The 22,480-nt window shown below is 60.8% G+C and carries 19 protein-coding genes, 4 tRNA genes and 1 pseudogene; 16 read left to right on the forward strand and 8 right to left on the reverse strand.

Annotation, left to right across the window (positions count from 1 at the left end; all coding sequences use genetic code 11):
* The first annotated feature begins 64 nt into the window (after nucleotides 1–64).
* The gene (locus ACTG2J_RS02000) at nucleotides 65–949 is read left to right on the forward strand and encodes a hypothetical protein (RefSeq protein ID WP_439989067.1); all 885 of its coding nucleotides are present in this window, start codon (nucleotides 65–67) and stop codon (nucleotides 947–949) included.
* On the opposite strand, the gene ACTG2J_RS02005 is transcribed toward ACTG2J_RS02000, so the two are convergent.
* On the reverse strand, nucleotides 943–1,827 hold the full coding sequence (locus ACTG2J_RS02005) for a LysR substrate-binding domain-containing protein (protein ID WP_439997121.1): 885 nt from the start codon (nucleotides 1,825–1,827) through the stop codon (nucleotides 943–945). The two genes, ACTG2J_RS02000 and ACTG2J_RS02005, sit on opposite strands and share 7 nt — an antisense overlap.
* Before the next feature lie 134 nt (nucleotides 1,828–1,961).
* On the opposite strand from ACTG2J_RS02005, the gene ACTG2J_RS02010 reads away from it, so the two are divergent.
* From ACTG2J_RS02010 to ACTG2J_RS02025, 4 genes are all read left to right on the forward strand, one after another.
* Nucleotides 1,962–2,363: a CidA/LrgA family protein gene (locus ACTG2J_RS02010; RefSeq protein WP_040069042.1), complete on the forward strand. Its 402-nt coding sequence runs from the start codon at nucleotides 1,962–1,964 to the stop codon at nucleotides 2,361–2,363.
* Nucleotides 2,356–3,045, forward strand: a complete 690-nt coding sequence (locus ACTG2J_RS02015) for an LrgB family protein (protein ID WP_005341581.1) — start codon at nucleotides 2,356–2,358, stop codon at nucleotides 3,043–3,045. The genes ACTG2J_RS02010 and ACTG2J_RS02015 overlap by 8 nt, the downstream gene beginning before the upstream one ends.
* Before the next feature lie 74 nt (nucleotides 3,046–3,119).
* Nucleotides 3,120–4,019, forward strand: a complete 900-nt coding sequence (locus ACTG2J_RS02020) for a hypothetical protein (protein ID WP_236297597.1) — start codon at nucleotides 3,120–3,122, stop codon at nucleotides 4,017–4,019.
* A 277-nt stretch (nucleotides 4,020–4,296) separates the two neighbouring features.
* A complete protein-coding gene (locus ACTG2J_RS02025) occupies nucleotides 4,297–5,160 on the forward strand; it encodes a patatin-like phospholipase family protein (protein WP_439997122.1) in 864 nt (287 codons plus the stop codon).
* A gap of 76 nt (nucleotides 5,161–5,236) precedes the next feature.
* Here the strand turns inward: ACTG2J_RS02025 and mutS are convergent, their stop codons facing one another.
* On the reverse strand, nucleotides 5,237–7,828 hold the full coding sequence (gene mutS / locus ACTG2J_RS02030) for a DNA mismatch repair protein MutS (protein ID WP_439997123.1): 2,592 nt from the start codon (nucleotides 7,826–7,828) through the stop codon (nucleotides 5,237–5,239).
* Between the two features lie 250 nt (nucleotides 7,829–8,078).
* On the opposite strand from mutS, the gene pncC reads away from it, so the two are divergent.
* The 10 genes and pseudogenes from pncC (at nucleotide 8,079) to ACTG2J_RS02080 (ending at nucleotide 15,332) form a co-directional block, all read left to right on the forward strand.
* Nucleotides 8,079–8,570, forward strand: a complete 492-nt coding sequence (gene pncC, locus ACTG2J_RS02035; protein ID WP_042052756.1) for a nicotinamide-nucleotide amidase — start codon at nucleotides 8,079–8,081, stop codon at nucleotides 8,568–8,570.
* Between the two features lie 80 nt (nucleotides 8,571–8,650).
* Nucleotides 8,651–9,714 (forward strand): annotated as a pseudogene (gene recA / locus ACTG2J_RS02040) (recombinase RecA).
* A gap of 44 nt (nucleotides 9,715–9,758) precedes the next feature.
* Nucleotides 9,759–10,268, forward strand: a complete 510-nt coding sequence (locus tag ACTG2J_RS02045; protein ID WP_043822097.1) for a regulatory protein RecX — start codon at nucleotides 9,759–9,761, stop codon at nucleotides 10,266–10,268.
* A gap of 295 nt (nucleotides 10,269–10,563) precedes the next feature.
* Nucleotides 10,564–13,188, forward strand: a complete 2,625-nt coding sequence (gene alaS / locus ACTG2J_RS02050) for an alanine--tRNA ligase (protein WP_042033273.1) — start codon at nucleotides 10,564–10,566, stop codon at nucleotides 13,186–13,188.
* A 16-nt stretch (nucleotides 13,189–13,204) separates the two neighbouring features.
* Nucleotides 13,205–14,443, forward strand: coding sequence for an aspartate kinase (locus tag ACTG2J_RS02055; RefSeq protein ID WP_206901015.1), 1,239 nt, complete (start codon nucleotides 13,205–13,207; stop codon nucleotides 14,441–14,443).
* A gap of 103 nt (nucleotides 14,444–14,546) precedes the next feature.
* A complete protein-coding gene (gene csrA / locus ACTG2J_RS02060; RefSeq protein WP_005336053.1) occupies nucleotides 14,547–14,735 on the forward strand; it encodes a carbon storage regulator CsrA in 189 nt (62 codons plus the stop codon).
* 213 nt (nucleotides 14,736–14,948) lie between these two features.
* Nucleotides 14,949–15,041 (forward strand) — tRNA-Ser (locus tag ACTG2J_RS02065).
* A gap of 3 nt (nucleotides 15,042–15,044) precedes the next feature.
* Nucleotides 15,045–15,121 (forward strand) — tRNA-Arg (locus ACTG2J_RS02070).
* A 29-nt stretch (nucleotides 15,122–15,150) separates the two neighbouring features.
* A tRNA-Arg gene (locus ACTG2J_RS02075) sits at nucleotides 15,151–15,227 on the forward strand.
* A gap of 28 nt (nucleotides 15,228–15,255) precedes the next feature.
* Nucleotides 15,256–15,332, forward strand: a tRNA-Arg gene (locus ACTG2J_RS02080).
* Nucleotides 15,333–15,677: 345 nt separating this feature from the next.
* On the opposite strand, the gene pbpG is transcribed toward ACTG2J_RS02080, so the two are convergent.
* The 6 genes from pbpG to ACTG2J_RS02110 form a co-directional block, all read right to left on the reverse strand.
* Complete coding sequence (gene pbpG / locus ACTG2J_RS02085; protein WP_439997124.1) at nucleotides 15,678–16,505, reverse strand: D-alanyl-D-alanine endopeptidase; 828 nt, start codon at nucleotides 16,503–16,505, stop codon at nucleotides 15,678–15,680.
* A gap of 159 nt (nucleotides 16,506–16,664) precedes the next feature.
* Nucleotides 16,665–17,330, reverse strand: coding sequence for a DedA family protein (locus ACTG2J_RS02090; protein WP_439989066.1), 666 nt, complete (start codon nucleotides 17,328–17,330; stop codon nucleotides 16,665–16,667).
* An 18-nt stretch (nucleotides 17,331–17,348) separates the two neighbouring features.
* Entirely contained in the window at nucleotides 17,349–18,641 is a 1,293-nt protein-coding gene (locus ACTG2J_RS02095; protein ID WP_274161769.1) for a hemolysin family protein, read from the reverse strand.
* 242 nt (nucleotides 18,642–18,883) lie between these two features.
* A complete protein-coding gene (gene ansB / locus ACTG2J_RS02100; RefSeq protein WP_439989065.1) occupies nucleotides 18,884–19,942 on the reverse strand; it encodes an L-asparaginase 2 in 1,059 nt (352 codons plus the stop codon).
* 130 nt (nucleotides 19,943–20,072) lie between these two features.
* Nucleotides 20,073–20,267 (reverse strand): heavy-metal-associated domain-containing protein, encoded by a 195-nt coding sequence (locus tag ACTG2J_RS02105; RefSeq protein WP_005357810.1) that lies wholly within the window; start codon nucleotides 20,265–20,267, stop codon nucleotides 20,073–20,075.
* 164 nt (nucleotides 20,268–20,431) lie between these two features.
* Complete coding sequence (locus ACTG2J_RS02110) at nucleotides 20,432–21,382, reverse strand: AEC family transporter (protein WP_439989599.1); 951 nt, start codon at nucleotides 21,380–21,382, stop codon at nucleotides 20,432–20,434.
* 137 nt (nucleotides 21,383–21,519) lie between these two features.
* Here ACTG2J_RS02110 and treR point away from each other — a divergent pair, with 137 nt between their 5' ends.
* Nucleotides 21,520–22,467: a trehalose operon repressor TreR gene (gene treR, locus ACTG2J_RS02115; RefSeq protein ID WP_113740414.1), complete on the forward strand. Its 948-nt coding sequence runs from the start codon at nucleotides 21,520–21,522 to the stop codon at nucleotides 22,465–22,467.
* Nucleotides 22,468–22,480: the final 13 nt, after the last annotated feature.

A 22,480-nucleotide genomic window follows, 5' to 3' on the forward strand; every position in this document is an offset into this window, starting at 1 on the left:
GCAGGGCCGAGTGCCCACGCTCAGGGCTACACTGAAAGTACCCCCTTCAGCCAAGGCGCGGTTTATGTCACCCCTGCATCTGCTGGCCACCGCTCTGCTCTGCATGTTGTCGCTGACCGGACAGGCGGCCACCCGGTTTACCTATATCAGCCCGGAGAGCGAGCGGGATCCGCGTACCACCTATGATCGGGAGCTGCTGCGGCTCGCCCTCGACAAGACCCGCGACCAGTTTGGCGATTATCTGCTGGAGTCTGCGCCGCCCATGACCAAGGCGCGCGAGCGGCTCAGCATGCAGCTCGACAGCTATCCCAACCTCTTTGTGATGGACAGCTACAGCAGCACCCGCGAGGATCTGGGGCTCGCCTATGTCCGTTTTCCCATCCATCTGGGCATCGTCAGCTACCGCATCTGTTTTGTCAGTCCGCAGCAAAAGGCGGCGGTGAGCAAAGTGACCGACCTCAAGGGGCTGCGCCAGTTCACTTTCGGTCAGGGCAAGGGGTGGCTGGATGTGGATATCCTGCGTTACGCCGGGATGGAGGTGGTGGAAGTGGAGGGGTACGAGAAGTTGTTCAAGATGGTGGCGCGGGGCCGCTTCGATCTCTTCTGCCGCGGGGTGAGCGAGCTGCGCAGCGAGCAGCTTACCCACAAGGATATGACGGATCTGCTGGTGGATGACGCCTTGTTGATCTACTACCCGCTGCCCCGGGTCTTCTACACCAATCCCAACAATCGCGAGGCACTGCAGCGGGTCGAGCGGGGGTTGCAGCTGGCGTGGCAGGATGGCTCGCTACAGGCTCTGTGGCGCAAGAGCTTTGGCCCGGCCATCGCCTTTGCCAAGCTCTCCCAGCGCCGACTGCTGCGACTGGATAACCCCTTCCTCGACAGGATCAGCTTCGATTACCGCCCCTACTTCTACAATCCGCAGACCGATCGCTTCGGCGATTACTGAGGTGCCTGCCGCTGGCGGCAGAGGGCCAGCCAGGCCTCGGCGGTGCGCGACAGATAGCGCTCGCTCGGCCAGATCACCCCGAGTCGCCAGCTCAATTCGGGCTCCAGTGGCCGCAGCACCAGACCATCCGGAGTCAGCCGGTTGCAGACCGGCTCCGGCAAGAAGGCGACCCCCATGCCGCTGCGTACCATGGCGGTGAGAAAATCCCACTGGCTGCTGCGCGCCGCCACCTGTGGCACAAAGCCCGCCTCCTGACACGCCTGCTCCAACCGCTCGCTCAGGGTAAACGCCCGGGTATAGAGCAGGAAGGGCTCCTCCTGCAGGGACTCCAGCCGCAGCGGCGCATCGCCATGCCACCGGGGTTGATCAGGCAGCACCACCTGGATCGGGTATTGATCCAGCTCCAGCGCGCTGAGGGCGCCCCCCTCTTTGGTCGGCAGCATGGTGATGGCGAGATCCAGCTCCCCCTCCAGCACCGCCTGTTCGATGCGACGGCCGCCGTACTCCACCAGGGTCAGCTCCACCTTGGGATAGCGGGTGCGGTAGGCGCGGATCAGATCCGCATAGACGTGACCCACCATCGGGGGAATGCCGAGGGTGAGGCGACCATGTTGCAGGCTCTGCAGATCCGCCAGTTCGGCCTCCAGCTGCTGCATCTCTGCCAAGATGGTCTGGGCCCGGTTGAACAGCACCTGGCCGCTGTCGGTCAGGGTGAAGCGGCGTCCTTCCCGGTTGAGCAGGGGTTGGCCCAGTTCCTCTTCGATATTGCGGATCATCTTGCTGATGGTGGGCTGGGTGACGAACAGCTTTTCAGAGGCGCGGGTGAAGCTTTTTTCCCGCACCAGTTCGACAAAATAGCGCAGGGCGCGAATATCCATGGACTCTCTCGACTCGTGTTGGCGGGTACGGGATGAAGTATGCCTATGCGGCATGAATTTGATAATTTTAATTCATTTCTGGCAGGTTTTGCTCAACTCTATACTGTGAGCCGGTTCACAGAAAGACGATGATCATGAAAGCCCTCTGTTTGCGCTGGTTACAGACTCCCTTCCAGATTGTGTTGCTGGCAGCCATCTGGCTGCTGGCCGATACCGCGGTGCGTACCCTCCATCTGCCGCTGCCCGCCAACCTCACCGGTATGTTGCTGCTGCTGGCCTGCATCCTGCTCGGGGTGGTTAAGGCCGAGTGGTTCAGCGCGGGTGCTCGCTGGTTGCTGGCCGAGATGCTGCTCTTCTTTGTGCCCGCCGTGGTGGCGGTGGTCAACTATCAGGATCTGCTGTTGCAGGAGGGGTGGCGCATCATGGTGGTGCTGCTGGTGAGCACTACGCTGGTGCTCGGCACCACGGCGCTGGTGGTGGACCGGGTTTACCGCCTCGAACTGAAACTGGCCCGCCGGAGTCGCCGTCATGTCTGATACCCTGCTCGGGCTAATCTGTTTCGCCCTCACCCTGCTCTTCTACTACGCCAGCAAATGGCTCTACGGCAAAAAGCGGATCCTGCCGCTGATGCCGCTGCTGCTGGCGCCGACCCTGCTGGTGGCCGTGGTGCTGCTGTTCCACATCCCCTATCAGGACTACATGGCGGAATCCCACTGGCTGCTCTGGCTGCTGGGCCCGGCCACTGTCGCCTTCGCGGTGCCGGTCTACGAGAACCGCCAGCTCATTCGTCGCCACTGGCTGTCGCTGTCGGTCGGAGTGGTCGCCTCGGTCATCATGGCGGTGGGGAGTACCGTGTTGCTGGCCCGCTGGCTCGATCTCTCCGACATGCTGCAGCGCAGTCTGGCGATGCGCTCCATCACCACGCCGTTTGCGGTGGAGGCGACCCGCGCCATCGGTGGTCAGAGCGATCTCACTGCGCTGTTTGTGGTGCTGACCGGTGTCATCGGCATGGCGGTGGGGGAGAGCGTGCTCACCGTGCTGGCCATTCGCAGCCGTCTCGGCAAGGGGGCGGGGTTTGGTGCCTCGGCCCACGGCGCCGGCACTGCCAGGGCTTATCAGATGGGTAATGAGGAGGGGGTGGTCTCCAGTATGGTGATGATGATCGCCGGTATGGTGACCGTGCTGCTGGCACCCCTGCTGGGCCGGATGTTCTGGTAGGCTGGGCTTCCCTTTAGAAGGCTGCTCGTCCCGGCGCTACACTCTAGTGAGCCTGTATTCCCGGGATGAGCAGTATGACCTTTCATCGCCTCGCTTCCTGCTTGCTGTTGTGCAGCCTTTCCCTCCTTGCCACTCCCCTACGGGCGAGCGACGTCATCACTCATATCAGCCCCGAGAGCGATCGGGACTTGCGTACCCTCTATTTTCGCGATCTGTTGCAGCTGGCGCTGGAGAAGACCCGCGATAGCTTCGGTGACTACGAGCTGCGGACCGCACCGCCGATGAACCGTATCCGGATGCGACAGATTGTGCAGACTCAGCAATACCCCAATCTGTTTGTGGCCGACAGTCTGCGCCCGGCCGCGGAGAGCGGAGCGCTGGATTACGTCCGTTTTCCGGTGGAGCTGGGCATCCTCGGTTATCGCATCTGCTTTGTCAGTCCGCAGCAGGCCGATGCGGTGGCAAGGGTCAATACCCTGGCCGAGCTGCAGCAATTTCTGCACGGGCAGGGGCGTGGTTGGCAGGATGCGGAGATCCTGCGTCATGGGGGATTCAAGGTCCAGGAGATCGACGGTTACGAGCGGCTGTTCAAGCTGGTGGCCCGTGGCCGCATCGACCTCTTCTGCCGCGGTGCCAACGAGCTCTTTATCGAGCAGGAGCAGCACAGTGATCTGCCCGGCCTCACCGTGGATCGGCGAGTGGCGCTGCACTATCCCTTCCTCCACCTCTTCTACACCCACAAGGATAATCAGGCCGCCATCCGCCGCCTCTCGGTCGGCCTCAAGCTGGCGTGGCGGGATGGCTCGCTGCAACAGCTCTGGCTGCGCCACTTCAAACCTTCCCTCGAGCAGGCGCAGCTCCCCAGGCGCCTGTTGTTCGAGTTGGCCAATCCGCGCCTTGATAAGGTGGACTTTGACTATCGGGCGTACCACTACAACCCCGTCGACGGGACGTTCGGGCCCGGGCTGCCTTGATCCTGATGGGGCTGTTACCGGATAAAGGGCCGGATCTGCTGATGTGCTAAATCATGCCAAAAGGGCATGTTTTTTATTATTTAAATTCATTTTTTGAAGGTTGGTGCGCTGCATATACTGGGGGTCGCTTCACGGTTCAGGTTTGCTCCTGCCCGCCTCTGGCTTGCGCGAGTGAGCCTGAATCGTCCTGCTGCGGCGTCTTGATGTTCTGCATGAAGGCGTCCATCACTGGGCCGGGATCGATCCCGGCAGGTATTACAGCTGACGGAGCCTTGTTATGTTTAATCCCCACTCTTACGCCCTGATTGTCGAAGGGGGCGCGATGCGCGGCATCTTTGCCAGCGGCGTGCTCGATGCGTTTGTCGAAAGTCACCACTACCCGTTCGATTTCGTCATGGGCGTCTCGGCCGGTGCCACCAATCTGGTCTCATATCTGAGCGAGCAGCCGCGCCGCAGTCACCACATCATCACCGAGCTGGCTTGCAGCTCCCGTTTTCTCGATCCCCTGCGTTTCGTCAAAGGGGGCGACCTGGTGGACATCGGCTGGCTGTGGCAGGCCAGTCGCCATCGCTTCCCGCTCGATCTCGACACTTTCTGCGCCCGCGATATTCCCTTTTACGCGGTGGCGACCGATGTGGCGAGCGGCAAGGCCATCTATCTGCCGGTGCGGCCCGACAACATGGATGAGGTGCTGACCGCTACCTGCGCCCTGCCGGTGGTGCAGCACGACACCCCCTGCGTCGATGGTCGCCCCATGGCCGATGGCGGCATCAGCGACTCCATTCCGGTGATCGAAGCCTATCGGCGCGGGGCGCGGCGGATGACGGTGGTGCTGTCGGAGCCCTGGGGATATCGCAAGAAGCCGGCCCGTTTCTGCTGGATGGTCAAAGCCTTGCTGAAAACCCAGCCTGCACTGGCACAAGCCATGCTGGAGCGGGATCGCGCCTACAACCGGGCACTCGATTTCATTGCCAATCCCCCTGCCGATTGCGAGATCGAGGTGATCGCGCCACCGGCCGATTTCATGGTCTCCCGTTTTACCCAGGACCCGGTCAAGCTGGAGTCTGGCTATCTGCAGGGCTACTGGCAGGGGCGCCAGAGTCTGTTGCGGTCCCGTGGAGAGGTGCGGGCGGTGGCCTGACTGGTTTGCCGGGGGCTGAATATAAAAAGGGGAACCTCGCGGTTCCCCTTTTGCATGCTTGCACGGCAGCCAGTGCTTACAGCATCTGCTTGAGGCGATAGAGCAGATCCAGTGCCTGACGGGGGGTGAGCTCGTCGGGGCGCAGCGCTTCCAGCTCTTCCACCACCGGATGAGGCTGCGGGGCGAGAGTCACCGGAGCCGGGCGGCTTTCACCTGCGGGGACCGGAGTGGCGCTCTCCAGCTCATGCAGTTTGTGACGGGCCTGCTGGATCACCGATTTCGGCACCCCAGCCAACGCCGCCACTTGCAGGCCGTAGGAGCGGCTGGCCGCGCCTTCCTGCACTGCGTGCATAAAGGCGATGGTGTCGCCGTGTTCTACCGCATCCAGGTGGACGTTGGCCAGCCCGCTCATCAGCTCGGGCAGACGGGTCAGCTCGAAGTAGTGGGTGGCGAACAGGGTGTAGGCGCCGATCTTGCTCGCCAGCTGCTCGGCACAGGCCCACGCCAGCGAGAGGCCGTCGTAGGTGCTGGTGCCGCGGCCAATCTCGTCCATCAGCACCAGACTGCGGGCGGTGGCGTTGTTGAGGATATTGGCGGTCTCGGTCATCTCCACCATAAAGGTGGAGCGGCCGGAGGCGAGATCGTCTGACGCTCCGATGCGGGTGAAGATGCGGTCGATGGGGCCGATGCGGGCGCTGTCGGCGGGGACGAAGGCGCCGATATGGGCCAGCAGCACGATGAGCGCAGTCTGGCGCATGTAGGTGGACTTACCGCCCATGTTGGGGCCGGTGATGATCAGCATCCGCCGCTCCCGCTCCAGCCGGATGGGGTTGGCGATAAAGGGGTCTGTCATCACCTGCTCAACCACCGGATGGCGGCCCGCCTCGATGATGATCTGATCCTCATCGATGAGGGTCGGGCAGCGGTAGTCGAGGGTCTCGGCCCGCTCGGCCAGGTTGGCCAGCACGTCCAGCTCCGCCAGTGCGGCGGCGGAATCCTGCAGATCGCCGAGATGGGGCAGCAGGGCATCGAGCAGCTCTTCGTAGAGCCGTTTCTCCAGCGCCAGCGCCTGGGACTGGGCGGTGAGTACCTTGTCCTCGTACTTTTTCAGCTCATCGATGATGTAGCGTTCGTTGTTCTTGAGGGTCTGGCGGCGGATGTAGTGGGCAGGCACCAGATGGCTGTTGGCGCGGCTCACCTCGATATAGAAGCCGTGCACCTTGTTGTAACCCACCTTGAGGGTGTTGATGCCGGTCAGCAGCTTCTCCCGCTCTTCGATGCGGGCGAGGCTGGCGGTGGCGCCGTTGGCGAGATCCCGCAGCTCGTCCAGCTCCTGATTGAAGCCGTCACGGATGACGCCACCATCGCGGATCAGCACCGGCGGCACTTCCATCACCGCGCGCTCCAGCAGGTCGAGCAGCTCGGGGAAGGTGCTGGCCCGCTCGGCCAGCTGTTGCACCGCTTCGTGCTCGTTGTCCGCCAGCAGGCGCTGCAACTCGGGCAGCTGGGCGAAGGCCTGACGCAGTCGGGTGAGGTCGCGCGGGCGGGCCGAGCGCAGGGCGAGACGGGCCAGTACCCGCTCCACATCACCCACCTGACGCAGCAGGTTGCCCAACTCGTCGTAGAGGTTCTGCTCGATGAGCTCCTTGATGGTGCTCTGGCGGCCTTTCAGGATCACCCGATCGCGGATCGGCTGGTGGATCCAGCGCTTGAGCAGCCGGCTGCCCATGGGGGTGGCGGTGCGATCCAGCACCTCGGCCAGGGTATTTTCATAGCCACCGGCCAGATTCTGGGTCAGCTCCAGATTGCGGCGGGTGGCGGCATCCATGATGACCGCGTGATCCGGCTGCTCGAGGCGCACGCTGCGGATGTGGGGCAGGGCGGTGCGCTGGGTATCTTTGACGTACTGCATCAGGCAGCCAGCGGCGCACAGGGCGGTCTCGCTCTTGTCTACGCCAAAGCCCACCAGATCCTGGGTGCCGAACTGCTGGCAGAGCAGCTTGCGAGCGGTGCCCAGCTCAAACTCCCACTCCGGGCGGCGACGCAGGCCGCGGCGACCCTCGATATGGTGCAGGAACTCGAAGGATTCCGGGTAGAGCAGCTCGGCCGGATTGGTGCGCTGCAGCTCTGCCAGCAGGGTCTCTTCTTTCTCGAACTGGTTGATGAAGAAGCGGCCGGAGCCGATGTCCATGGTGCCGTAGCCGAAGCGGCGGCCATCGTGATAGACGGCGGCGATCAGGTTGTCCTGTCGCTCGCTGAGCAGCGCCTCGTCGGAGACGGTACCCGGGGTGATGATGCGAATGACCTTGCGCTCCACCGGCCCCTTGCTGGTGGCGGGATCCCCCACCTGCTCGCAGATGGCGGCCGACTCGCCGAGCTGTACCAGTTTGGCCAGATAGCCCTCGATAGCGTGATAAGGCACCCCCGCCATCGGGATGGGGCTGCCGGCCGACTGGCCGCGCTTGGTCAGGGAGATATCGAGCAGCTGGGAGGCCTTGCGGGCATCGTCATAGAACAGCTCGTAGAAGTCGCCCATCCGGTAGAACAGCAGGATCTCCGGATTCTCGGCCTTGAGGCCAAGGTACTGCTGCATCATGGGCGTGTGGGCGCTCAGATTGGCGCCGGGAGCGGAGCTTGTGGCGCCGCTGGCTTGGTGTTGTGCGGTCATGTTCTGTTCCAGAAGGGGCCTCTGCGGGCCAGTGTCTGCGGTGATGAGCCTTGAGCTTGATGGCGCCATTCTACACATAAGCGCCGCGACGGGGGAGCGGGTGTTCCGGGCGCAGCTGCTCTGCGCTATTGAAGGTATGACTCCGGTGCAGCACCTCACATTGCGGCAGGCAATGGCGGTCTGCCGTGGTTGCGGGCGGCGCTAGCGGGATCGCATAATGTGCCCCTTGAGCGGATCAGAAGGAGTCGTGATGAAACTGGATGCAGAGATAGAGCACCTTGCCATCGAGCTGGGACGGGCCCTTGGCCAGCGGGGCTGGCTGGCGGCGACTGCCGAATCCTGTACCGGCGGCGGGGTGGCCAGCGCCATCACCGACATCGCGGGCAGCTCCGGCTGGTTCGATCGCGGATTTGTCACCTACACCAACGAAGCCAAGCAGCAGATGTTGGGGGTGAGCAGTGAGAGCCTTGAGCAGCACGGTGCGGTGAGCGAAGCCGTGGTGCTGGAGATGGCCCGCGGCGCGCTGGCGCACTCGTCTGCCTCCATCAGCGTTGCTATCAGTGGCATCGCCGGCCCCGGCGGCGCCACCGAGGGCAAGCCGGTCGGCACCGTCTGGTTCGCCTGGGCCGACCGCAACGGCCGTCACCACTCCCTGCTCGCCCGCTTCGACGGGGATCGCCGACAGGTGCGCCAGCAGGCGGTGAGACAGGCCTTGTCGGGTCTGTTGGCCCTGCTCAGATAAATTGGGCTTGATACTGTATGAATAGACAGTATACTTAGCCCAACTTCACTTTTTACTCACGATTTCCAGCGGAGATTGGCATGGATCAGAACAAACAGAAGGCACTGGCGGCTGCGCTGGGTCAGATTGAAAAGCAGTTCGGCAAAGGTTCCATCATGCGTCTGGGCGACAGCAAGACCATGGATATCGAAGCCATCTCCACCGGTTCCCTCTCGCTGGACGTGGCGCTGGGGATCGGCGGTCTGCCGTGTGGCCGTATCGTCGAAATCTACGGCCCGGAATCTTCCGGTAAAACCACCCTCACCCTGCAGGTGATCGCGGAAGCCCAGAAGAAGGGCAAAACCTGTGCCTTCGTCGATGCGGAGCACGCACTGGATCCTATCTATGCTGCCAAGCTGGGCGTCAACGTCGACGACCTGCTCATCTCCCAGCCGGATACCGGTGAACAGGCGCTGGAGATCTGCGACATGTTGGTGCGCTCCAACGCGGTTGACGTCATCATCGTCGACTCCGTGGCGGCCCTGACGCCGAAAGCGGAAATCGAAGGGGAGATGGGTGACTCCCACGTTGGCCTGCAGGCCCGTCTGATGTCCCAGGCGCTGCGCAAGCTGACTGCCAACATCAAGAACGCCAACTGCTGTGCATCTTCATCAACCAGATCCGGATGAAGATCGGCGTCATGTTCGGTAGCCCGGAGACCACTACCGGTGGTAACGCGCTCAAGTTCTACGCCTCCGTGCGTCTGGATATCCGTCGTATCGGCGCTATCAAGGAAGGTGACGAAGTGGTCGGTAACGAGACTCGCGTCAAAGTGGTCAAGAACAAAGTTGCCCCGCCCTTCAAGCAGGCTGAATTCCAGATTTTCTACGGTGCCGGTATCTCCAAAGAGGGCGAGCTGGTGGATCTCGGCGTCAAGCACAAGCTGATCGACAAGGCGGGTGCCTGGTACAGCTACAACGGCGAGAAGATCGGTCAGGGCAAGGCCAACGTGATGAAGCTGTTCGCCGAGAACAAGGTGATGGCTGGTGAAGTGGAAGCCCGTCTGCGCGAGCTGCTGCTCTCCGGTGCCGTGCCAGTCGATGACAAGGCTGCATCGGTTGAGGCAGACGAGTTCGATGCCGAAAGCGAACAAGAGTTCGAATAAGGAACAAAGGAAGGCCGGGTAGATACCCGGCCTTGTTATTTATGATGGTTGATGAATCCGTTACCGAACCGGTCGAGCCTGCCGAACCGACCTTTGCCGAGCAGCTGGCCGCTGCCCGTGCTTATGCCATGCGCAGTCTGGCCCGTCGCGAGAGTGCCGAGTCAGAGCTGGCCAACCGGCTGCGCCAGCAGGGCTTCAATGAAGAGGTGATCGAGGCGGTGGTCGACTACTGCCGCGGTTACAACTGGGTCAATGACGAACGTTACGGCGGTATGGCTGTACGGGCCGGTGCCGCCAAGGGCCATGGCCCCATCAAGATCCGTTTCGATCTGCGCCGCAAGGGGCTCGACGATATGCAGATTGATGCCGCATTCGATCAGCCGGAGCTGGACTGGTTCGAACTGGCGTTTGCCCTGCTCGAACGGCGCGCCCGGGTGGCCGATCTGGCGGATTTCAAGCTGCGGATGAAGTGGCTCAAGTATCTGCTGGGGCGCGGCTTTACCCAGGATCAGGCCCGTTATGCCATCTCTGCCCTGCAGGAGCGGGAGGAGTAACGCCACTGCGTGGCAAACGTTGTTTCACCTCTCCTTATGGCAGGTTTTTCCTGCCCGTTCAGTAGCTTGCGCGCACAATCCCGAAAAAGCGGCCTTTTGTTCATCTCATCCCTCTTTATGCGCTGCTTTTTTGCCTCTCGACAGTGAAAAAAGCCACTGTAGGCAGTGGCGCTCTTTTCTGGCCCGTTTATGTGCGCTTTTTCGCCCGTGGCGGCCCTGTCCGTTTTACTTTACCCCGCAGAAAACTTACATTAATGCGGTTAAAAGTCCGTATTCGAATCAAGCAGGATTTTCCATGTATATGTCCACGTCAGAGATTCGCGCTGCGTTTCTCGAGTATTTCCGTTCCCAGGGGCACCAGGTTGTCTCCTCCAGCTCGCTGGTACCGCATAACGACCCGACCCTGTTGTTTACCAACGCGGGTATGAACCAGTTCAAGGACGTGTTCCTTGGCGCAGACAAGCGTGCCTACAATCGCGCGACGACTTCCCAGCGTTGCGTGCGTGCCGGTGGTAAGCACAACGATCTGGAAAACGTCGGCTATACCGCTCGTCACCACACCTTCTTCGAAATGCTGGGCAACTTCAGCTTCGGTGACTACTTCAAACAGGATGCCATCAAGTTTGCATGGGGCTTCCTGACCGAGGTGCTGCAGCTGCCGAAAGATCGCCTGCTGGTGACCGTCTACGCGACTGACGATGAAGCTTTCGATATCTGGGAAAAAGAGGTCGGTGTCCCGGCCGATCGCATTGTGCGCATCGGTGACAACAAAGGGGCCCCTTACGCTTCCGACAACTTCTGGGCGATGGGCGATACCGGCCCGTGCGGTCCCTGCACCGAGATCTTCTATGACCACGGCGATCACATCTGGGGTGGCCGTCCCGGCTCACCGGAAGAGGATGGCGACCGTTTCATCGAGATCTGGAACGTGGTCTTCATGCAGTTTAACCGTCAGGCTGACGGCACCATGGAGCCGCTGCCCCGTCCGTCCGTGGATACCGGCATGGGTCTGGAGCGTATCTCCGCCATCATGCAGGGTGTCCACTCCAACTACGAAATCGACATCTTCCAGGCGCTGATCAAGAAAGCGGCCGAGATTGTCGGCACCACCGATCTGAGCAACCAGTCCCTGCGCGTCATCGCTGACCACATCCGCTCCTGCGCCTTCCTGGTGGCAGATGGCGTGATGCCGTCCAACGAAGGTCGTGGCTATGTGCTGCGCCGCATCATCCGCCGCGCCGTGCGTCACGGTCGCAAGCTGGGCGCTACCGATGTCTTCTTCTACAAACTGGCTGCCGAGCTGGCAGTGCAGATGAAGGATGTCGCTGCCGAGCTGATCGCCCAGCTGCCGCTGGTCGAGCGCGTGCTGCGCATCGAAGAGGAGCAGTTCGTCCGCACGCTGGATCGCGGTCTGCTGCTGCTGGAAGACGCTCTGGCCAACCTGGGCGATGCCAAGGTTATTCCGGGTGAAGTGGTGTTCAAGCTCTATGACACTTACGGCTTCCCGGCCGACCTGACTGCCGACGTGGTGCGCGAGCGCGAGATCGGCATCGACGAAGAGGGCTTCAAGGCCGAGATGGAGAAGCAGCGTGCTCGTGCCAAGGAAGCGTCCAGCTTCGGCGTGAACTACAACGAGATGCTCAAGCTCGACTTCGAGACCCCCTTCACCGGTTACAAGACCCTGAGCGAGCGCACTCGCGTGGTCGGCATCTACAAGGGTGTGGAAGAGGTGAGCGGTCTGATCGCCGGTGACGAAGCAGTCATCGTGCTGGAAGAGACCCCCTTCTACGCCGAGTCCGGCGGCCAGATTGGCGACAGCGGTACCCTGAAAGTGGACGACGGCATCTTTGCCGTGACCGATACCCTGAAAGCGGGCAAGGCGATCATCCACAAGGGCTACATGGAGCTGGGCACCCTGGAGAAAGGGGCCGAGGTCGAGGCCGTGGTAGACGCTGACCGTCGTCAGGCCATCGCCCTGAACCACTCAGTGACTCACCTGCTGCACGCAGCTCTGCGTCAGGCTCTGGGCGAGCACGTCACCCAGAAAGGTTCTCTGGTTGGAGCCGAGCGCATGCGTTTCGACTTCTCCCACTTCGAGGGGCTGACCATGGCGACCATTCGCCGGGTCGAGGAGCTGGTCAACAACCAGATCCGCGCCAACCACGAAATCACCACCCAGCTGATGGATCTGGAAGCGGCCAAGTCCGCCGGTGCCATGGCCCTGTTTGGTGAAAAATATGAAGACGACGTGCGTGTTGTGCGCATGGGGGACTACTCCACCGAGCTGTGCGGCGGTACTCACGCCAAGCGCACCGGTGATATCGGCTTCTTCAAGATCATCGCCGAGAGCGGTATCGCTGCTGGCGTGCGCCGTATCGAAGCGGTGACCGGCAAAGCGGCCATCGACTTCATGCATCAGGTTGGCGAGCAGATCGAAGAGGCTGCCGCTCTGGTGAAAGGTGACCAGTTCTGCATCGCCGACAAGGTTCGCCAGATGCTGGACAAGGCCAAGATGATGGAGCGCGAGCTGGAGCAGCTTAAGGCCAAGCTGGCCGCTCAGGCCGGTAACGACCTGCTGGGCCAGGTAATCGAGATCAACGGTCAGAAGGTGCTGGTTGCAGCGCTGGAAGGGGCCGATCCGAAATCCCTGCGCGGCATGCTGGACGAGCTGAAGAACCAGATGAAGTCTGGTGTCGTGCTGCTGGCCACCTGTGCCGATGGCAAGGTCAACCTGATCGCGGGTGTCACCAACGACCTGACCGGCAAGGTCAAGGCCGGTGAGCTGGTCAATCTGGTTGCCCAGCAGGTGGGTGGCAAGGGCGGTGGCCGTCCGGACATGGCACAGGCGGGTGGTACCCAGCCTGAGGCGGTGCCGGCAGCGCTGCAATCCGTTCATTCCTGGCTGGAAGAGCGCCTGTAATCGGGCGAGGTGATCTGTGGCACTCTATGTACAGAAGTACGGCGGCACCTCGGTCGGCACACTGGAGCGGATCGAGGCGGTAGCTGAGCGGGTCGAGCAGACCCGCGCCCAGGGACACAACGTGGTGGTGGTTGTCTCCGCCATGTCGGGCGAAACCAACCGGCTGCTGGGCATGGCCCAGCAACTGGATCCTGATGCCAACCGGCGCGAGATGGATGTACTGGTCTCCACCGGTGAGCAGGTCACCATAGCGCTGCTGGCCATCGCGTTGAACAAACGCGGTTGTCCTGCGGTCTCGATGACCGGTGATCAGGTACGGATTCATACCGATTCCGCCTATGGCAAGGCGCGCATCACCCACATCGACACCGAGCTGGTTCATGCCGAACTGGCTGCAGGCAAGGTGGTGGTGATCGCCGGTTTCCAGGGCCGTGACGAGCATAACGCCATCACGACGCTGGGCCGCGGCGGTTCGGATACCACGGCGGTTGCCGTGGCGGCGGCCATCAAGGCCGATGAGTGCCAGATCTTTACCGATGTGGATGGGGTATACACCACGGATCCGCGCATCGAGCCCAAGGCTCGTCGTCTCGACACCATCACCTTTGAGGAGATGCTGGAGATGGCCAGTCTCGGCGCCAAGGTGCTGCAGATCCGCTCGGTGGAGTTTGCGGGCAAGTACCGCGTCCCGCTGCGGGTGCTGTCGAGCTTTATCGATGGAGAGGGAACCTTAATCACATATGGAGGTGATAGGATGGAAGCTCCCCTGGTATCCGGGATCGCTTTTAACCGCAACGAGGCCAGCCTGACCATTCTGGGCGTGCCGGACAGACCAACCGTTGCCGCGCAGATCCTGAATCCGATCAGCGACGCCAACATTGATGTCGACATGATTGTGCAGAACACCCTGGGAGATGGCACCGCCGACTTCACCTTCACGGTGAATCGTGACGACTATCGCCGTGCCCGGGCACTGCTGGAGGAGACCGCCACCGAACTAGGCGCCTCCTGCGTGCAGGGAAATGGCGAAATTGCCAAGGTTTCCATTGTCGGTGTCGGCATGTGGAACCATCCCGGTGTTGCGCGCACCATGTTCAAGGTATTGGGCGAGGAGGGGATCAACATGCAGTTGATCTCGACCTCTGAAATCAAAATCTCTGTGGTGATTGACGAGAAGTATCTGGAGCTGGCGGTGCGAGCCCTGCACGCGGCTTTCGGGTTGGATCAGGCACCGCAAGAGCAGCCCTTGGGCTAACAATCGCTGATTGATTTAGTTTCAACCATTTACCATATCGGTATCTTTGTTAGATAATGTCGCATATCGATATAAAAACAAAACAGGATACAGGAGCAAGCGAATGCTTATTTTGACTCGTCGTGTTGGGGAAACCCTGATGATTGGTGATGAAGTGACTGTCACCGTACTGGGCGTTAAAGGCAACCAGGTCCGTATCGGTGTTAACGCGCCGAAAGAGGTCTCCGTACACCGCGAAGAGATCTACCAGCGCATCCAGGCCGAGAAAGTTCCGGGCCAACCGGGCTTCTAAGCCACTTTCATGGCTGTGACAAGGCGACACCTCATGTGTCGCCTTTTGTTTTTCCGGCCCCCTGAAATTGCCCTGCAGGGCGCGAAACTGCGGGATAAGTGCCGATATTGTTTGAATATTCCACGCTTTGACCAAATGCTGAGCGAACGCACTTTTTTCTCCAAAAAAGTGTTTGACTAAAAATCCCTGTGAAGTATTATCAGCCCCGCAAACGGAGAGGTGGCCGAGAGGCTGAAGGCGCTCCCCTGCTAAGGGAGTATGCGGCTTATACCCGCATCGGGGGTTCGAATCCCCCCTTCTCCGCCATTTGCGCCCGTAGCTCAGCTGGATAGAGTACCTGGCTACGAACCAGGTGGTCAGAGGTTCGAATCCTCTCGGGCGCACCATTTTTCAAGCAGTACACAAAAGTTTGTGAGCGCCCGTAGCTCAGCTGGATAGAGTACCTGGCTACGAACCAGGTGGTCAGAGGTTCGAATCCTCTCGGGCGCACCATATTTAAAGCAGTACCAAAAGTTTATGAGCGCCCGTAGCTCAGCTGGATAGAGTACCTGGCTACGAACCAGGTGGTCAGAGGTTCGAATCCTCTCGGGCGCACCATATAGACAGCCTCGACTTCGGTCGGGGCTGTTTTTTTTATGGGCGATATTTAGCTTTTGGTGCGGATCCCCGTGCGCTGTTGCGGGTGGATCGCCCGTTTACCAGGCTGTTCTTGTCCTCATTTCTTCCCCTTTCTGTGATTGCGCACAGTTCTTCTGATCGTTGCACCGCCTCACCACCCTTTGCCTCATCTGCAAGCGGGCTGTATGCCTGCTGTTGCAACGGCAGATGCCGTGCAGCTCATCATCTCAGGGTTTGGCTATCAACATCCTGCAAAGCCTGCCTAGGCGTTCTGCGGGCAATAAAAAAGGATGCCGCAGCATCCTTTTGTGTTGAGATATTGACTCAGCTTTTCAGCCATTTGCGAATGCGGTTGGCATCGCCGATGGGAGTGCGTTTGCCCACCGAGTTGAGCAGCACGATGGCGAGCTCGCGGCTGTCCGGTTTGGCGCGCATCACCAGACAGCGTCCTGCCTCGTCAGTGAAGCCGGTCTTGGAGAGGCGCACGTCCCAATCCGGGTTTTTCACCAGCGGGTTGGTGTTGTTGAACATCAGGCTGTAGGCGGGTGCGCTGAAGCGCATCTCCCGGTTCTCATCCTGAGTGAACTGACGGATCAGCGGCTGACGATAGGCGGCGGCGGCCAGCTTGCCGAGATCCTGGGCGGTAGAGACGTTGCGGGTGGAGAGGCCTGTGGAGTCGTAGAAGTGGGTATTACGCATACCCAGCTGTCTGGCCTTGTTGTTCATGGCTCGCACGAAGGCGCTGCGACCGCCCGGATAGTGACGCGCCAGTGCCGAGGCCATCCGGTTTTCGGAGGACATCAATGCCAGATGCAGGGCGTCGCGGCGGGTCACCTTGGTGCCCATGCGGATGCGGGAATGAGTGTGTTTGACCCGATCCAGATCGTTCTTGTCGACCGTGATGACCTGGTTGAGATTCTGTTTGGCATCCAGCACTACCAGCGCCGTCATCAGCTTGGTGAGGGAGGCGATGGGACGCACCTTGGTGGCATTCTTCTGGTAGAGCGTCTTGCCCGTTTTTACATCCACGACCAGGGCGCTGCTCGAGCGTACTTCCAGTTTGGCAGGGTTGGGTGCCGCGCTGACCGCAGGCAATCCCAGCATTCCCATCAACCCGACAACCAGCGCTGCTGCGCGAATCCGACACCACATACAACCGACTCCATTCCCATCCAAAAAAAGGCGCTAGATTCACTCATTTTTACCCCGGCTTTACAAGGGCCGAGCGGGACTATTTCTGCTATTTGCGCAAAGTTGGCGATCAAAAAAGCCCTCTGGCGAGGGCTTTCGGGTCGGGCGTTGGGCGAGGGGTCAATCCCGCGGCTGCGCGGCCCTGCGTTTGCTGATCCAGCGCCAGACCAGCGCCACCATGCCACCCACCAGCAGGGCCACTGGCAGATAGATGATGATGTTGAAGAACTGGGTCTGGTATTCGGCGGCCAGCTTGGTGTGGCTAAGGTAGTAGCCAAACCCGACCAGCGGGCAGATCCACATGATGGAGCTGACCAGATTGACGATGAGGAAACGTCCCTGGGGCAGTTCGGTGGCGCCGACGATATAGGGGTAGGCGGTGCGCACGAAGGCGATATAGCGAGCGGTGATCAGGGTGATGATCCCGTACTTGTCCAGCAGATGGTATACCTTCTGCTGGTGTCGCTCTTCAACATGGGACATCAGTCGGTGGTAGAGCTGGGTGTGGCCGAGAAAGCGCCCCTGCATGTAACCGAGCCAGGTGCCGACAAAGGTAGCCATGATCAACAGCGGGATCACCCCGAGAGACAATACATCCTGATAGATGAGCACGCCGGTGAGGATCAGCAGGCTGTCACCGGGCAGAAAGGCGGTAGGGATGAATCCGTTTTCCAGTACCAGAAACGTCAGAATCACACCACAGATCATGAAGGCCATCTTGGGATCGGAAAGTGTGTTCAGATCGTGATTCATAAAGGCGTGAGCCAGTTGGTAAAACTGCTCCATACTTGCAAACTCCGCAGGTTAGCTGGGTTGATCGGTCAAGGGCATGGCGAGCACCTTGTCGATGCGCAGGCCATCCATGTCAACAATTTCCAGTTGCCACTGTTCCAGTGTCACCAGGTCTCCGGTTTGTGGAACACGACCAAGGAGCAGCATGATAAGCCCTCCGAGGGTGTGATAGTGATGTTTTTCTTCTTCTGGCAGACGAACCAGCTCCAGACAGTCCTTCAACTCGGGCAGCGGGATCAGGCCATCGAGCAGCCAGCTGCCGTCGGCGCGCCGGAATGCCCAGTTGTCCTCGCCATCCTCCTGCTGGAAATCCCCCGCCAGCGCCTCCAGCAGATCCTGCTGGGTGACCAGTCCCTGCAACTCGCCATATTCGTCCACCACCAGCGCCATCTGTTCGCTGTGGGTGCGGAAGTGGTTGAGCAGCTCGACGCCGTTGAGGGTCTCGGGCAGCAGGCTGCCCTCCTGGGTCAGGGCAACCAGATCGATGGGCTCCCCCTTGATATAGGCGTGCAGCACCTTGCTGACATTGATGATACCCACCAATTCTGACAGGTTGCCGTCGCAGACCGGAAAATAGCTGTGGCGATACTCCACCAGCCGCTGCAGGTTGGTCTCCAGCGGCAGCGCCAGATCCAGATAGCAGATATCGCTGCGCGGCACCATCAGGGAGGAGAGGCTGCGCTCGTCGAGACGGAAGACGTTGCGCAGCATGGTGTGTTCATGATCCTCGATCACCCCGGCTTCAGAGCCCTCCACCAGCATGGCGTGGATCTCCTCCTCGGTAACGTTGGCGCTGCCGTTCTGGTTGACCCGCAGCAGCCGCAGGCTGGCATTGGTAGAGGCCGACAGCAGCCAGACGAAGGGGCGGGTCAGGGTGGCGAGCCAGTGCATGGGGCGCGCGACCAGACAGGCGATGCGCTCGGCATTGAGCTGGCCGAGCCGCTTGGGCACCAGCTCCCCCACCACGATGGAGAGGTAAGTAACCACCACCACTACTATGACGGTGGCGATCAGGCCGCTGCTCTTGGGGGATAGTCCCCACTCCTGCAACCAGAGCGAGAAGGGCTGGGCCAGCAGGGATTCGCCGTAGATACCGTTGAGCAAACCTATGCTGGTAATGCCGATTTGGACGGCAGAGAGAAAATGGGTCGGGTCTTCGCCCAGTTTGAGGGCAATGGCGGCGGAGCGGTTGCCTTCAGAGGCAAGCTTGCCGAGGCGAGCCTTGCGTGCGGTGACGATGGCGATTTCTGACATGGCGAAGACGCCATTAAGCAAAATCAATCCCAGCAGGATCAATATTTCCATACAGCAACAGCACTCCTTGAGTGGATAAGATCGCTGGCAGTGTAATGAATTTGGCGGCGATGCGCTGTGAAAGCGGGTGATCCGGCTCGCTAATTTGATGACAGCGCTTTGCGATGGCTGAAAAAGATGGCCGGAAAAGAGAGGGACGACCCCGCCAAACGGCGTAATGGGCGAGGCAGCATTGCAGGAGTGAAAAGGGCGGGAAGTCCCGCCCTTGCTTATCACTTGTCAGACAACCCTTATCAGAACTGCTGGAACCAGCGCTGGATCTGGGCCGGATCCTTGCTCTGGGTCAGGGAGAGCATCAGCAGCACCCGCGCCTTCTGCGGGTTGAGGGTCTCGGCGGCGACGAAGCCGTACTTGGCATCATCGATCTCGGCATCCAGAGTGGTGGAGCCGGTCGGTACGCGGGCGGAGCGCACTACCCGGATGCCGTCCTTGCTCGCCTTAGCCAGGGTGTCGAACAGGGTGTGGTAGAGGTTGCCGTTGCCCACCCCGGCGCTGACGATGCCGTCGAACTTGGCATCCACCATCGCCTTGGCCGGCAGATCGGTGGCGTTGGCGTAGCTGTAGACGATGCCGACCTGTGGCAGCTTGTCGAGCTTGCTCACATCAAACGGGGTCTTGCTGGTGTGCAGGCGAGCCGGACTGCGCTGATAGTCGATCTTGCCGTTGTGGATGTAGCCGAGCGGGCCAAAGTTGGGGGAGGCGAAGGTTTGCACCCCGGTGGTGTTGGTCTTGGTGACGTCGCGGGCATCCAGCACTGTGTCGTTCATCGCCACCATCACGCCACGGCCCTTGGAGGCGGGGTCGGAGGCGGTCACCACGGCGTTGTAGAGGTTGAGCGGGCCATCGGCACTCATGGCGGTGGAGGGACGCATGGCGCCAACCAATACCACCGGCTTGTCGCTCTTGACGGTCAGATTGAGGAAGTAGGCGGTCTCTTCCATGGTGTCGGTGCCGTGGGTGATGACAATGCCATCCACGTCATCCTTGGCCAGCAGCTCGTTGACCCGTTTGGCCAGCTTGAGCCACACCTCGTCGTTCATGTCCTGGGAGCCGATCTTCACCACCTGCTCACCCTGCACATCGGCCACGTTCTTCATCTCGGGCACGGCGGCGATCAGGGTTTCGATGGCCACCTTGCCAGCCTCGTAGTTGGACTGGGTAGCGGACTGGCCAGCTCCGGCAATGGTGCCGCCGGTTGCCAGAATATGGACGTTGGGCAGGGCCATTGCCATGGGGGAGAGGGTCAGGCTGACGACGGCGGCGAGCAGGGTCTTGCGGATCGGTAGGGTCATGCTGCAAATCCTTGTGGTTGGAATAATCGCAGCAAGTTTGCCCGTTTAATAACCCGGGTCTGTGATAAAACTCACCAAAAGACAGGTGAGTACAGATTTTTAACCTGTTTTATACCTCTATGGAGATAATTTAACTCGCAGAGAAACCCTTGGCTTCGATCAGGGCGATCAGCTCGGCCTTGCTCAGCTCGCTCTCAATGACGGCCTTGCTGCTGGCGAAATCGACGGTTGCGGTGGTGACCGCAGGCTGGGCCAGCAGCGCTTTTTGCAGACTGGCGGCGCAGCCACCACAGGACATGCCGGACACTGTGAGTTCGATGGTCATGGGATATCTCCTTTGTTGATGAGCGCCAGCCTAAAGCTGCCGCCTCCGGCAAGGTCAAGCCGTCAGTACATAAGACCCAGATAGTTCATCAGGATGGCTCCCTGCCGGTGTATGGGAGCCAAGGTTCGTGGTGGCGATGAGGTTGGCAGTTTCCTCGGGCAGGGTCAGTACATAAGACCGAGATAATTCATCAGAGTTGCCCCGAGGCTGGTAGTGACCAGAGAACCGAGGGTGGTGGTGGCGATGATGTTTGCGGCCAGCACGCTGTCGCCCCCCATGGCACGGGTCATCACATAGCTGGCGGCGGCAGTCGGGGTAGCGCTGATGAGAAACAGAATGCCCAGCTCCAGATGGCTGAAGCCGAGCAGGGCCGCCCCCAGAGTGAACGCAGCCGGAATGAGACAGAGCCGCATGATGCTGGCCCAGCCCGCAATGGCTGCACCACCACGCAGGGCATCGAGGCTGAGAGAGGCGCCGGTGCAGATCAGCGCCAGCGGCAACGTCATGTTGGCGAAGTAGCTGCCGGTGGTGAGCAGCAGTTGCGGCATCTTGATACCGAGCAGGGTAAAGGGCAGCGCCGCCACAATGGCGATGATCAACGGATTCTTGATGATGCCGAGCAGAATGGGGCGAATGCCGGTGGCACCGCCGAGACTGCGGGTGAGGGTGATCACCGCGAGAATGTTGTAGAGCACGGTCACCGCGCCGACATAGAAGGCCGCCGCCCCCAACCCCTCGTGGCCGTAGGCGTTCTGCACATAGGCGAGCCCGATAATGGCGCTGTTGCCGCGAAAGCTCCCCTGCACGAAGATGCCGCGCAGCCGCTGCTCCTCGATAAAACGTCCGGCCAGCAGCTCCAGCACCAGATAGCTGATAACGGTGGCGAGCAGGCCATAGCCGATAAACCAGAGGCTCGGCATGGTGGCGAAGTTGGTGCCAAGAATACTGAGAAAGAGCAGGGCGGGCAGGGTGACCTGAAATACCAGTCGCGAGGCGGATTCGGTAAAGGGATCTGGCAGCAGCCCCCACCGCTTGAGCAAGATGCCGAGCAGCAACACCACGCAGATGGGGCCTGTGATTGAGAGGGAGAAGAGCAGACTGGCCAGCAGATCCATGATGGGCATCCTGTGCTGTACCCACACACCCTGACGGCGGGGCAAAAAGGGCATTCTAACGCCATGGGCTTGTATTCACAGGGGTTAATCACAACAATGTGGGCAATTCCACCGCCTAGCCTCCTGTGAGCCAATTCATGGACAAGAAACTGACCATCCTCGATATCGCCAGACTGAGTGGCGTCGGCAAGTCGACCGTCTCCCGGGTGCTCAACCAGGATCCCAAGGTGAAGCAGGAGACCCGCGAGCGGGTGGAGCAGGTCATCGCCGAGCACGGCTTCGTGCCGAGCAAATCGGCGCGGGCCATGCGCAGCCAGAGCCAGCAGGTGGTGGGGATCATCGTCTCGCGGCTCGACTCCAGCTCGGAGAATCAGGCGGTGCGCGGCATGCTGGAGACCCTCTACCAGCGTGGCTACGATGCCGTGCTGATGGAGAGCAAGTTCTCCCCCGCCAAGGTGCAGGAGCATCTGGCGGTGCTGGAGCGGCGCGGGGTGGATGGCATTATCCTGTTCGCCTTCAATGACTTGGACTATGCCGCCATGACGCCGCTGAAAGAGAAGCTGGTGCTGGTCGCTCGTGAATATCCCGGTTTCTCCTCGGTCTGCTTTGACGACGCCGGTGCGGTGCGCTCCATGCTGGCGCAACTGGCAAGCCGTGGCGCCCGCGACATCGCCTATCTGGGGGTGGATGCCTCGGATCTCACCACCGGCCAGCGCCGCCTCGACGCCTATCTCGCTTACTGCGCAGAGCAGGGGTTGCGCCCGCGCAGCGCCCTCGGCGATCTCAGCCTGCAGAGCGGCTACCGGCTGGCGGCCGAGCTGTTGACGCCCTCCACCCAGGCGCTGGTCTGCGCCAGCGACACCCTCGCCATCGGTGCGGCAAAATACCTGCAAGAACAAGGGCGTAGCGAGGTGCTGGTGACCGGACTTGGCAACAATCCCATGCTCAGTTTCCTCTTCCCCAACGCCCTCAGTCTCGATCTCGGTTACAAAGGGGCGGGGGAGCAGGCGGCGCGTCAGCTGCTCGGCCAGATTGAGCAGGATCAGCCGCCGCTGGTGACTATCGCCCCCTCTCGAACCCTGTGACCCCCATCACTCC

The sequence above is a fragment of the Aeromonas sp. 6P genome (assembly GCF_051919525.1).
Lineage (GTDB): Bacteria > Pseudomonadota > Gammaproteobacteria > Enterobacterales > Aeromonadaceae > Aeromonas > Aeromonas veronii.

Excerpts from the sequence above, each read along its gene's own strand:
- ACTG2J_RS02000 (WP_439989067.1), top strand. The coding sequence starts at position 65 with ATGTCACCCCTGCATCTGCTGGCCACCGCTCTGCTCTGCATGTTGTCG.
- ACTG2J_RS02005 (WP_439997121.1), bottom strand. The coding sequence starts at position 1,827 with ATGGATATTCGCGCCCTGCGCTATTTTGTCGAACTGGTGCGGGAAAAA.
- ACTG2J_RS02010 (WP_040069042.1), top strand. The coding sequence starts at position 1,962 with ATGAAAGCCCTCTGTTTGCGCTGGTTACAGACTCCCTTCCAGATTGTG.
- ACTG2J_RS02015 (WP_005341581.1), top strand. The coding sequence starts at position 2,356 with ATGTCTGATACCCTGCTCGGGCTAATCTGTTTCGCCCTCACCCTGCTC.
- ACTG2J_RS02020 (WP_236297597.1), top strand. The coding sequence starts at position 3,120 with ATGACCTTTCATCGCCTCGCTTCCTGCTTGCTGTTGTGCAGCCTTTCC.
- ACTG2J_RS02025 (WP_439997122.1), top strand. The coding sequence starts at position 4,297 with ATGTTTAATCCCCACTCTTACGCCCTGATTGTCGAAGGGGGCGCGATG.
- mutS (WP_439997123.1), bottom strand. The coding sequence starts at position 7,828 with ATGACCGCACAACACCAAGCCAGCGGCGCCACAAGCTCCGCTCCCGGC.
- pncC (WP_042052756.1), top strand. The coding sequence starts at position 8,079 with ATGAAACTGGATGCAGAGATAGAGCACCTTGCCATCGAGCTGGGACGG.
- ACTG2J_RS02045 (WP_043822097.1), top strand. The coding sequence starts at position 9,759 with ATGGTTGATGAATCCGTTACCGAACCGGTCGAGCCTGCCGAACCGACC.
- alaS (WP_042033273.1), top strand. The coding sequence starts at position 10,564 with ATGTATATGTCCACGTCAGAGATTCGCGCTGCGTTTCTCGAGTATTTC.
- csrA (WP_005336053.1), top strand. The coding sequence starts at position 14,547 with ATGCTTATTTTGACTCGTCGTGTTGGGGAAACCCTGATGATTGGTGAT.
- pbpG (WP_439997124.1), bottom strand. The coding sequence starts at position 16,505 with ATGTGGTGTCGGATTCGCGCAGCAGCGCTGGTTGTCGGGTTGATGGGA.
- ACTG2J_RS02090 (WP_439989066.1), bottom strand. The coding sequence starts at position 17,330 with ATGGAGCAGTTTTACCAACTGGCTCACGCCTTTATGAATCACGATCTG.
- ACTG2J_RS02095 (WP_274161769.1), bottom strand. The coding sequence starts at position 18,641 with ATGGAAATATTGATCCTGCTGGGATTGATTTTGCTTAATGGCGTCTTC.
- ansB (WP_439989065.1), bottom strand. The coding sequence starts at position 19,942 with ATGACCCTACCGATCCGCAAGACCCTGCTCGCCGCCGTCGTCAGCCTG.
- ACTG2J_RS02105 (WP_005357810.1), bottom strand. The coding sequence starts at position 20,267 with ATGACCATCGAACTCACAGTGTCCGGCATGTCCTGTGGTGGCTGCGCC.
- ACTG2J_RS02110 (WP_439989599.1), bottom strand. The coding sequence starts at position 21,382 with ATGGATCTGCTGGCCAGTCTGCTCTTCTCCCTCTCAATCACAGGCCCC.
- treR (WP_113740414.1), top strand. The coding sequence starts at position 21,520 with ATGGACAAGAAACTGACCATCCTCGATATCGCCAGACTGAGTGGCGTC.